We start from the raw sequence: 10,274 nt of genomic DNA, 5'->3' as shown, positions 1-10,274 counted from the left end.
ATGTTAACCTCTCATAAATCATATACAAACCAATATTTTTTCTTTTTTGCTTGGGCCAGCTTTTTTGGCGCAGGCTTATTCTCATGTGGTAACTTAATAAATTTTTCACCTGTGAGTCCTTAACAAAATGCAAATTAAACTTTGTGTATAACAAACCTAAGGCTCATTGAGACCTTAGGTTTTTTACTTTTATATACTAAAATTACAGGAGGCGTTTCTATTGGTCATTGTATTGAATTCTTCGACCACACCCGAGCAAATTGAAAAATTAAAACAGGAGCTTGAAAACTTTGGTTGCAGTGTTTGGCCAACGTATGGTAAATTCCAGACAATACTGGGGATCGTCGGCGACACAGGAAAACTTGACCGGGACTATCTGCTAAGCAAAACCTATGTGGAGAAAGTGCTCTCCGTGCAGGAACCGTACAAAAAGGCGAACCGCACATTCCATCCTGAAAACACCCTCATCACCGTCGGAGATCAAACAATCGGCGGCAATCAAATAGCCGTTATCGCCGGGCCGTGCTCGGTTGAAAGTCACGAACAAATTGTTAATATAGCACATGAAGTCAAGGCCGCCGGTGCTGGTTTTCTGCGGGGCGGTGCCTTCAAACCACGCACATCACCCTACAGCTTCCAAGGCATGCAGCAAGAAGGTCTTGAATTACTAAAACAGGCAAGACAGGCGTCCGGCCTGCCTATCGTCACCGAAATCATGTCCATCAGACAACTGGAAAACCATCATGAGGACATTGACATTATTCAGATTGGTGCCCGCAATATGCAAAACTTCGACCTGTTAAAAGCGGCAGGGCAAATTAACAAACCCATCCTGCTCAAACGCGGCCAAAGCGCTACTGTCGAAGAACTCTTAATGTCTGCTGAATACATCATGGCTGGCGGCAATGAAAACGTAATTTTATGCGAGCGCGGTATCCGCACATTCGAAACCTACACGCGCAACACCCTTGATCTTAGTGCCGTACTGGCAATCAAAAGGCTAAGTCATCTGCCGGTAATCGTCGACCCCAGCCATGCTGCCGGACTATGGTGGATGGTCGAGTCGCTGTCAAAGGCGGCCGTTGCCGTAGGAGCCGATGGATTAATTATTGAAGTCCACCAAGACCCCAGCAATGCTAAGTGCGATGGTCAGCAATCAATAAAACCCGAACGCTTCACCTCACTCATGAAATCCCTGCGCGAAATTGCGCGTATCGATAACCGCACTCTCTAACAACAAATGAACACCGACTCAAGAGAACCGTCCCCATGAGTCAGACTCACGGGGACGGTTCTCTTGAGTCTATTTATTTTAGTACTTCCTGCACCCGGCCAATGATTCCGTCTGTTAGCCGGACTTTGATACCGCGGTGATGCACGGCGCTGCTTGTCAGAATGTCTTTTACGATCCCTTCAGTTAGCTGGCCTGTCCGCTGATGTGGTTTTTGAACAATCTTTACCCGAACACCTGGGGTAATATTTTTTCGCTGTGTACCGTCCATAATATACTCCTATCCTGCCTATTGCTCATCTCAATGCAGCACAGGCACTTTCTTTACTAGTAGCCACTATTGGGAACAACTCATTGAATCAGAGGCTACCGCTTCCCTTGTATATATTATTGTAATTGTTTTTTAATTATCCGTCTATTTATTCTGCCCCTTGCCCATGTTACTATAGATTTAGGACCCTGGCCAGGAAATATTTGTTAATAAGGGGAGATATGTGTGAAACGTTACCTATCGATAATCCTTTTAGCCATCTGTTTCTGTTTTAATTTACCAGCCACCGGGCAGGCTGGCAGCAGCATAATCCGTGATGATTTGAGCAAGTTTTTTACAGGTTATGAAGGAACATTTATTTTATATGACGAAGATTCTGATCGATACACAATTTACAACGAGCAGCAGAGCAATGTCAGGCTGAGCCCCTGCTCTACTTTTAAAATATTCAATTCACTCATCGGCCTTGAGAGTGGTGTTCTGGACCAGGAGGACGTATTTACCCTGATTAAATGGAACGGTCAACAGTACCCTTATCCGGCCTGGAACCGTGACCATACGCTGGCATCTGCAATTGCCAATTCTGTTGTCTGGTACTACCGGGAAGTTGCCAGAAGAGTCGGCACTGGCCGGATGGAAGATTACATCAATAAGCTACATTATGGCAATCAGGATATCAGTGGCGGTATTGACCAGTTTTGGCTAGGGTCAAGTTTAAAGATATCGGCCCGGGAGCAGGTTGAATTACTACAACAGCTTTATAACGATAAGCTGCCGTTTGCGCCAGACAACATGGCGGTGGTAAGAAAGATTATTGTTTTAACCGCAAGCAATGACCTGGTTTTTTCAGGTAAAACAGGTTCAGCCTATCAGGATGGTCACTATAGCTTAGGCTGGTTTGTGGGCTCTGTAGAAAAAGATGGTCATAGGTATTTTTTCGCGACTAATATTCTAAATGGTCCGGACGCACATGGCGGCAAGGCCAGGGAGATTTCAAAGCTGATTCTCAAGGAACTGGGGCTGCTTTGATAGAAAAGTCACCGCTGCATACGGTGACTTTTCCTGCTTATATATTCTTATTAAGCATTGCCCCAGGGATTAGCGCTTTTTCAATGTGTCCTAAATAGAGAGGGGTAGCTATGGCTAATTATCTTGTTTTAGAAAAAGGATTTCCCTATGAGCCCGGGTATAAGATCGGGCTTAATCACGAACAAATTGTATTAGGCCGCACCGGTCACACCGAGAAACCGGATATTAGCTTTGAAAACAAGTTTATATCCCGCAAACACTGCTTACTCCAAATCAGCGAAACTGCCATTATTTTGACTGATTTGCACAGCAAACATGGTACGCTTGTTAATAAACAACCAGTTACTCCTGGCCTGCCAATTGTGCTTAAGCATAATGACCGGATTATTCTCGCACAAGGCGCTGCCGTGCTGCGTTATATCAGCCCGGAAAATCCCGACGATGCAACACTGGAGCTCAACAACACAAATTATCACTCAGCCCTGTCGTTACCGGACACCGGCAAGCTAAAACTTGACATCCCGAAAAGGCAGTGTTTTGTTAGCAGCGACCGGATTGCCCTGTCGCCCAAAGAATGGCAACTCCTGTTGCTGCTCTATGCGAATTGCAACCAGACTGTCCATTATGATGATATCAGAACTAACGTATGGCCGGAGCGCATACTTAGGGCCAACGAAATCCCCCAAGTTGGGCTTGACGAGATAAACCTGTTAATATACCGCTTGCGTCAAAAGCTTGGCAGCCAAGGTGCTCTAATCAAAAACAGCAGAGGCGTAGGCTGTCTTTTAGAGCTATGAACAAACGTTATTAATTGTAAAACCGGCAACCAGCACTTCCTTCTCCTTACGGCTCAGGAGTTTTATTGCATATTCCCGTTTCCGGGCCTGGCTCTCATCAGGCTGAAGCTCATAGTAGATCAGGGTAACAGGCAACCGGCTGCGGGTATATCTGGCACCACTGCCTGAGTTATGGACTGCCACCCTGGTTTCCAGATTGGTTGTCCAGCCTGTATAGAAAGTGCCGTCAGCACATTGAACAATATATGTATATGCCATAAATATTCCTATAATCCTTACTGCGACTGGCGCAAAAATTCGTACAGCGGTTTATCGCCAATATATAACTGCTCAACAACACCGTAGCCATCTTTGATCCGTACGGCTGCAACCCCTGTTTTGCCGGCGCTCTCCCGATAGGCGCCTTCGGCTGCAGGAGCCAGCTCTTCAGGCAGATAATAGCGGGTAAACGGCAAGGTCACATGGGCGGTATTCTGGCCATTGGCATATGCCCTGACTTTTACATAAGGGCCCTGTTCCGGCCGGTTGACACTAACCCCGCTGATGTACGCTTTCCCCTCAGCATTCTCAGCAATGCTGGCATATACGAGCTGGCCCATGAGCAGGTTGTTCTGATCGATAATCGGTCCGGTGTCTTCCTTAAATCTCAGCTCAACATAACGTCCCTTGAAGGCATCAGCCGGATCTACCGGAGCTGTTTGCCAGTAAAACTGGCGTCCTGTTTGCAAAATGTTTTCCCAGCGCCAGGCCATATATAGTGGTACAGTTGCCTGCAGCAAGGCGACACCGATAAATAAACTAAGCAGCAGTTTCTTATTTGTCATTTTGCCACCCCGCTTTGCGGCGTACTAAAACCACATTGGCAACAAGAAAACCTATGCCGATTAAAACAAAGATGACGCCGCGCACGACAAAACTTACATCAATATCAAAGAAACGGGCAACAATCAGCACGGTAAGCATGATCATACCCAGATTTACAATGCCAAGATGGAATTCCCGTACCCCTTTGGAGATAATACTGATGCTCAGCCACAGCATATACCCGTTTAAAATAAGTGTAGCTCCCAAGCCGCTGCTGTCATAAAACTGGACCAGATACGCCAGGCCGACGACACAGGGTATCAAAGCGAACTTCCTGGCTTCCCGGTTATTTTGTTTGACAAGCATACCATTTCCGCCAAGCACCATAAGTAGCAGCACAGCGGCAAGTAAACACGCTATTAAGGGCGGCGGGTTCCAGCCTGATGTTATATGCCGCCAGACGTCATTGAAGGTCAGGATGAAGGACAAAATAATACTCCCGGTCATACCTACCCCTGTAAACGGCATGCGCCAGCCTTGGTCCGGACTGGTAAACCATAGCTCGCCAACCAGATACGTTATGCCAAATAACGCGCTAAAAATGAGAAAACCCAGTTGGTCCAGATAGCCTGAAAAAGCGGTTGCAAAACTAATATAGCAACAGACCGTCAACACCCAGAACGAAATAATGGTTGTATTTGCATAACGGTTGTTTTTCAGTAATCCCCAATAATACGGCATCGCCGCACCAAGTAGTACCCAGATAAATTGCTTGCTGACCCCATAATGACTACCTGTCCAAAAAGTGATTCCAACAGTATACAGCATTGCCACACTGGCTGATTTCATCAAATACATTAAAGGCAGCGACAGCAGCATCCAGGTGAGCAGAAAGATATCAGTGTCTTCCACCAGATGATAGGTCTGTCCGACTAAAGCCATTGCTGCGCCAACCATCAGCATCAACAAGGTAGCAGCCCCTTCACGCCACGCTGTACTGTCACGTTTACACCAGAGCACGCCGCCGGCAATTACCTGAGCTGTCACAAGCAGGCACATTGAAATGGCCAGGCGGTTTATCTTCGTTAACTGAGCCCAGTTATGAGCCAGAATCAGGATAATGCCCAGTCCAACCAGCAAAGCGCCAATCACGCCGAAGATAACGAGAAAAGTCCGTGTTCCGGTTGTATCGGTAACAGGACCATAGTATTTTTTAATTCGTTCTGCACTCTCAGCCGGAATGACGCCCTTAGCCACAAGCTCCGGCAACTGCTGATACAGCCATTCCACCGCTTTTTTATTCATAACTAACGCTCCTGCCAATACATTTTACTATGTCTATGCTCTTACCCTGGCAGTATAATATTCCTTCAACTCTGCTTTAACTGCGTTATCCAAACGATGCCACCGTACTCCCTGAACGGCACCCTCCAGCGCATACAGCATTGACAAGCAGGCTCCCTGATCGTTGGCGCGAATTCGCATAAATGCAGCTTTACTGCCTAATGCTCTTAAGGCCACGCTGTCAGATATTCCTGCAGTTTTTAACCGCTCAGCCAATACTATACCAATATTCGGCAATTCGCTTAGTTGTGACATCCAGTTACCCCCTTAAGTCCCAGCAACACCAAAATGCTTACATAATACAGCCTTAATGGCAGCATAGCTAACAGCATCAGGCAAAGCATCTTTAAGCGGCTTTAACTGTTTACCGCCAACTTCTTTAACCTTTGCAATAATTAGCTCTTCATACTGGACCGGGATAAGCCTGTCCCAATCAACAGTATGCCCCTCCTGAGCGCACCGGACCAGATGGTTTTGCACAGTGTTAGTTGTCAGGTCCCTTGTGGCGGCAATCTCATCCAGCTCAGCCCCCTGCCGGTACATGCCAAGGGTAATCACATGACTAGGTTCGGTCTCAGCTTTGCTGCTGCTCTTTTTAGCTGCCACCTTCACCTTCTTCGCCGGTTGATGCTCAATTACAGCCGTTGTACTGCCGGCAGCAGCAATATTCTCTGCCAGATATTTAGTTATAACTGCCAGGAATTCTCCGCCATATTTCTGCAGCTTTAGCTCACCAACACCCTTAATTTGCCGTATGGCAGCAAGATCAGCCGGGCGGTGCTGACTCATTTCCTTCAGGGTCGTATCGGCAAACACGACAAACGGCGGTACCCCTTCCCGCTCAGAGATCCGCTTACGGCACACACGCAGCAGCTCAAACAAGCTATCATCAGCAACCAGCGGCTGGCGTTCAGTAAATACCTTTTGCCATACCTGGGCTTCACTCCGCAGTACGGTCATGGCCTCAGGCCCCAGCTTTACCACCGGATACTCGCTTTCGGTCAAACGCAGATACCCTGTGGCTACCAGACGCTGCACCAGTGTTTTAATATCCAGCACGGTGCGTTCAGCCATCAAACCATAAGTCGGCAACCGGTCAAAGCCCAGTTGCTGGACTTTTTTATTTTTTGAACCTTTTAGTACATCAGCAATCACTGAAATACCGAAACGCTCTTTCATCCGGTAGACGCAGGAAAAAACTTTTTGAGCATCAACCGTAATATCGACCTGTTCACCATCAGCGGTACAGTTGCCGCAATGGCCGCAGCCTGAACCAACTGCCGGTTCGCCAAAATAACTCAGTATATATTGCCGCAGGCAGGCAGGGGTGTGACAATAATCCACCATCTCCTGCAATTTTTTAAGTTCATGCTGTTTACGTTCAGGATGTTCTACCGACTTATCAATCAGAAACCGTTGTAAGAGCGGGTCCTGCGGACCGAACAGCAGGATACATTCACCAGGTTCACCGTCGCGCCCGCTGCGTCCAGCCTCCTGATAATATGATTCCATATTTTTCGGCATGTTATAGTGCACAACATAGCGGACATTGGATTTGTCGATCCCCATGCCAAAAGCATTTGTCGCCACCATAACCCGGACATCATCATAGAGGAACCGTTCCTGCTGCGACATGCGTTCATCATCACTTAATCCGGCATGATACCGGCCGGCGGCATAGCCTTTTTTCCGCAGCAATTCATACAAACCATCGACCTCTTTGCGGGTAGCCGCATAGATAATCCCTGATTGGCTGGTATTGGCCTTAACATATTGCAGCACAAACTGCTGCTTATTCTCGCCACGCATGACAGTAAAGGACAGATTGGGCCGGTCAAAGCCGGTTATATGGACCTGCGGCCACTGCAGTGCCAGCAAGCTCGAAATATCGGTCTTAACCTCAGGGGTTGCCGTGGCGGTAAACGCACCAATGACCGGGCGGTTGGGCAGATTTGCAATAAAGGTACTAACATTCCGGTAGCTTGGCCGAAAATCATGTCCCCATTGGGAAACACAATGGGCTTCGTCAATCGCCAGCATACTAATACTAAGCTCGCCTACTGCTGCCTGAAACCAGTCGGCAGTCAGCCGTTCCGGGGCTACATATACCAGTTTGAACCGCCCGGCCCGCATCTGCTGCAGCCGCCGCCCAGCCTCCGAGCCGGTCAGTGAGCTATTAATAAAGGTAGCAGGTATCCCTTGTTCGGTTAACGCATCCACTTGATCTTTCATCAGCGAGATAAGCGGTGAAACAACGACCGTAATACCTGGCAATAACATCGCCGGAATCTGAAAGCACAGTGATTTGCCTGCCCCGGTGGGCATAATGGCTACAGTATCTTTACCATTAAGCAAGCTGGCAATGACTTTAGCCTGTCCTGGCCGGAATTCATCATACCCGTAATATTTTTTTAACACTTTACGCGCCATCTCTAGCATATGTCTAATCTCCCATTTTTAAATTAGCTCCAGCTTGCCCAAACCTCAGGGCAATAACCAACTGTAGCCTTGGCGCCGTTCCGGACTATCGGGGTCTTTAACAGCAGCGGATGATTCAGCAACTGCTCTTCCACATTATGTACCAGGTACTTTAGATTGCGTTTTTCATATTCTTTACCAGTTTTATCAATAAGGTTTTCCAACCCGCCGACTGACGCCCTCACTTTGTCCAGTTCACCCTTGCTTAAACCGCGTATCGTTAGGTCGATAAAATGAAAACCTATTTTGCGCTCCTTGAAATAACGCTCAGCTTTTCTGGTATCCTGACACTTTTTTGTGCCAAATATCTGTATGTTCATCGCAAGCTCCAGTAACCCCTTTATTTGTTATTAAATTCTTCCACAAGTTCATTAAGATATGTCCAGCGGTTAAGCAGTTCATCAAGCCGCATTTCCAGTTCCTGTTGCCTGCCGGTAAGCTCTTGCAGTAATTCAAAGTTACTGCCGGCAGTATTAAGGCCATGAGCCACCTGGACAAGTTCTTGCTCAACACCGGCAATGACTGCATCAATCTGCTCGTACTCCCGCTGCTCTTTAAAAGACAGCTTCTGAGGCCGTTCTTTGGGCTTGTCCGCAGCTACCGGCCTTTTATCGGCAGTATTCCTGGCCTTGTCGGCAGCCTCTGCTTCGACGATACTGATTCTGTTCTGATAGTCCGAATAATTCCCGGGATACTGAGTAATCCGGCCCTGACCTTCAAAGGCGAATACTTTTTCAACAATCCGGTCAAGAAAATACCGGTCATGGGACACGGCAATAACTGCTCCGGGAAAGTCGTCAAGATAATCCTCCAGAATGGTTAAGGTCTGGATATCCAGATCATTGGTCGGTTCATCCAGGAGCAAAACATTAGGTGCACTCATCAAAACCCGCAGCAGATACAAGCGGCGTTTCTCCCCTCCTGATAACTTGACAATCGGTGTCCACTGGAGATTAGGCGGAAACAGAAAACGTTCCAGGAGTTGCGCTGCGCTGATGGTTCCACCATCGGCAGTAGGCAAAAAATGGGCTTCTTCTCTAATATATTCAATAACCCGCAGATCCTGGTTCATTTCGCTGCTTTCCTGAGAGAAATAGCCGATCTTTACCGTCTGGCCAATCTCCACTGTGCCGTTGTCAGGGGTCAGTGTTCCGGCAATCATATTAAGCAATGTGGATTTGCCGCTGCCGTTAGGCCCGACGATCCCGACCCGGTCATCCTTAAGCACAATGTAGTTAAAGTCATTGATTAGGTTGTTGCCGCCAAAAGCATGGCTGATATGCTCCAGTTCGACCGTCTTGCGCCCCAGCCGGCTGGCGCCGACAGTGATCTCCATCTGGCCATTGCCGGCCATCGGGGTCTGGGCACTAAGCTCTTCAAATCGCTCGATTCTGGCCTTCTGTTTAGTGCTGCGCGCCTGCGCCCCGCGTCTGATCCAGGCCAGCTCATTTCTTAAGATGTTTTGGCGTTTGCGCTCACTGGCTTCCAGCTGTTCTTCCCGGTCAGCCTTGGATTCAAGAAATTGGCTATAGTTACCGGTATATGTATACAGCGTGCCTTTATCCAGTTCTATGATCCGGTTTGTTACCCGGTCAAGGAAGTACCGGTCATGAGTAATCATCAAGAGGGCGCCTTTACGTTTATGAAGATACTGCTCCAGCCAGGCTACAGTATCGTTATCGATATGGTTAGTCGGCTCATCCAGGATTAACAAGTCAGCCGGATTAATGAGCGCACTGGCTAACGCCACCCGTTTGCGCTGGCCGCCGGATAGTGTACTGACACTTGCGGTGAAATCGGTAATCCCCAGCTTGGTGAGAATCGCTTTGGCATCGCTTTCCAGCTGCCACGCATTTTGGGAATCCATCTGCTGCGTCAATGCGATAAGCCGTTTTTGGTATACAATATCTGCCGGGTGCTGCTGCGCCTCACTCAACGCCTGCTCATACTCTCTTAACACCTGCATTACCGGTGAATGGCCTTTAAATACCTGCTCAAGCACTGTGGCCTTAGCATCAAATTCGGGATTCTGCGGTAAATATTCGATCTGGACACTGTTGCCAGTCATTATCTTGCCTGAGTCTGCCTGCTCCACCCCGGCAATAACTTTTAAAAATGTTGATTTTCCAGTGCCATTAACACCAATCAGGCCAATTTTATCCCCATCGTCAACACCAAAGGTAACCTGGCCGAATAAGACCTTTTCCCCATAGGTTTTTGACAGGTTTTCTATTGATAGTAAATTCATAGTACAGTCCTTTTTGTTCGATTTTCTTCATTTTAACATAGATGGCAGGTTTATTGAAGAAAAACTCTTTAC

11 protein-coding genes are annotated in these 10,274 nt (G+C 47.6%); 3 read left to right on the top strand and 8 right to left on the bottom strand.

What is annotated here, in order from left to right; translation table 11 throughout:
• The first annotated feature begins 220 nt into the window (after positions 1-220).
• Positions 221-1,234, top strand: coding sequence for a 3-deoxy-7-phosphoheptulonate synthase (gene aroF, locus VN379_RS01580; RefSeq protein ID WP_325530124.1), 1,014 nt, complete (start codon positions 221-223; stop codon positions 1,232-1,234).
• 73 nt (positions 1,235-1,307) lie between these two features.
• Here aroF and VN379_RS01575 read toward each other — a convergent pair whose 3' ends face one another.
• Complete coding sequence (locus VN379_RS01575; RefSeq protein ID WP_325530122.1) at positions 1,308-1,502, bottom strand: YwbE family protein; 195 nt, start codon at positions 1,500-1,502, stop codon at positions 1,308-1,310.
• Between the two features lie 225 nt (positions 1,503-1,727).
• On the opposite strand from VN379_RS01575, the gene VN379_RS01570 reads away from it, so the two are divergent.
• Complete coding sequence (locus VN379_RS01570) at positions 1,728-2,531, top strand: penicillin-binding transpeptidase domain-containing protein (protein ID WP_325530120.1); 804 nt, start codon at positions 1,728-1,730, stop codon at positions 2,529-2,531.
• Between the two features lie 110 nt (positions 2,532-2,641).
• Positions 2,642-3,328, top strand: coding sequence for an FHA domain-containing protein (locus VN379_RS01565; RefSeq protein WP_325530118.1), 687 nt, complete (start codon positions 2,642-2,644; stop codon positions 3,326-3,328).
• Here VN379_RS01565 and VN379_RS01560 read toward each other — a convergent pair.
• The 7 genes from VN379_RS01560 to VN379_RS01530 are packed head-to-tail and all read right to left on the bottom strand — an operon-like array spanning position 3,323 to position 10,202.
• Complete coding sequence (locus tag VN379_RS01560; RefSeq protein WP_325530116.1) at positions 3,323-3,586, bottom strand: GIY-YIG nuclease family protein; 264 nt, start codon at positions 3,584-3,586, stop codon at positions 3,323-3,325. The genes VN379_RS01565 and VN379_RS01560 overlap by 6 nt on opposite strands.
• Positions 3,587-3,603: 17 nt before the next feature.
• Positions 3,604-4,152 carry a GDYXXLXY domain-containing protein gene (locus tag VN379_RS01555; RefSeq protein ID WP_325530114.1) on the bottom strand — a complete coding sequence of 183 codons (549 nt, stop codon included), beginning with the start codon at positions 4,150-4,152 and terminating at the stop codon, positions 3,604-3,606.
• Positions 4,142-5,437 (bottom strand): DUF2157 domain-containing protein, encoded by a 1,296-nt coding sequence (locus VN379_RS01550; RefSeq protein ID WP_325530112.1) that lies wholly within the window; start codon positions 5,435-5,437, stop codon positions 4,142-4,144. Before VN379_RS01550 ends, VN379_RS01555 begins: the two co-directional genes overlap by 11 nt.
• 33 nt (positions 5,438-5,470) lie before the next feature.
• Positions 5,471-5,731, bottom strand: coding sequence for a TfoX/Sxy family protein (locus tag VN379_RS01545; protein WP_325530110.1), 261 nt, complete (start codon positions 5,729-5,731; stop codon positions 5,471-5,473).
• Positions 5,732-5,743: 12 nt separating this feature from the next.
• Positions 5,744-7,915 (bottom strand): DNA helicase RecQ, encoded by a 2,172-nt coding sequence (gene recQ, locus VN379_RS01540; protein WP_325530108.1) that lies wholly within the window; start codon positions 7,913-7,915, stop codon positions 5,744-5,746.
• A gap of 23 nt (positions 7,916-7,938) precedes the next feature.
• Entirely contained in the window at positions 7,939-8,274 is a 336-nt protein-coding gene (locus tag VN379_RS01535) for an arsenate reductase family protein (protein WP_325530106.1), read from the bottom strand.
• Positions 8,275-8,294: 20 nt separating this feature from the next.
• A complete protein-coding gene (locus VN379_RS01530; protein WP_325530104.1) occupies positions 8,295-10,202 on the bottom strand; it encodes an ABC-F family ATP-binding cassette domain-containing protein in 1,908 nt (635 codons plus the stop codon).
• Positions 10,203-10,274 lie beyond the last annotated feature (72 nt).

This window comes from Sporomusa sp., from assembly GCF_035561255.1.
Lineage (GTDB): Bacteria > Bacillota > Negativicutes > Sporomusales > Sporomusaceae > Sporomusa.
The sequence above is the reverse complement of the archived record's forward strand: the minus strand, read 5'-3'. Positions and strand labels throughout refer to the sequence as shown.

What these genes read in the sequence shown, in the direction of transcription:
- VN379_RS01530 (WP_325530104.1), bottom strand. Translation starts at nt 10,202, where the DNA reads ATGAATTTACTATCAATAGAAAACCTGTCAAAAACCTATGGGGAAAAG.
- VN379_RS01560 (WP_325530116.1), bottom strand. Translation starts at nt 3,586, where the DNA reads ATGGCATATACATATATTGTTCAATGTGCTGACGGCACTTTCTATACA.
- VN379_RS01545 (WP_325530110.1), bottom strand. Translation starts at nt 5,731, where the DNA reads ATGTCACAACTAAGCGAATTGCCGAATATTGGTATAGTATTGGCTGAG.
- VN379_RS01565 (WP_325530118.1), top strand. Translation starts at nt 2,642, where the DNA reads ATGGCTAATTATCTTGTTTTAGAAAAAGGATTTCCCTATGAGCCCGGG.
- VN379_RS01550 (WP_325530112.1), bottom strand. Translation starts at nt 5,437, where the DNA reads ATGAATAAAAAAGCGGTGGAATGGCTGTATCAGCAGTTGCCGGAGCTT.
- VN379_RS01575 (WP_325530122.1), bottom strand. Translation starts at nt 1,502, where the DNA reads ATGGACGGTACACAGCGAAAAAATATTACCCCAGGTGTTCGGGTAAAG.
- recQ (WP_325530108.1), bottom strand. Translation starts at nt 7,915, where the DNA reads ATGCTAGAGATGGCGCGTAAAGTGTTAAAAAAATATTACGGGTATGAT.
- VN379_RS01535 (WP_325530106.1), bottom strand. Translation starts at nt 8,274, where the DNA reads ATGAACATACAGATATTTGGCACAAAAAAGTGTCAGGATACCAGAAAA.
- VN379_RS01555 (WP_325530114.1), bottom strand. Translation starts at nt 4,152, where the DNA reads ATGACAAATAAGAAACTGCTGCTTAGTTTATTTATCGGTGTCGCCTTG.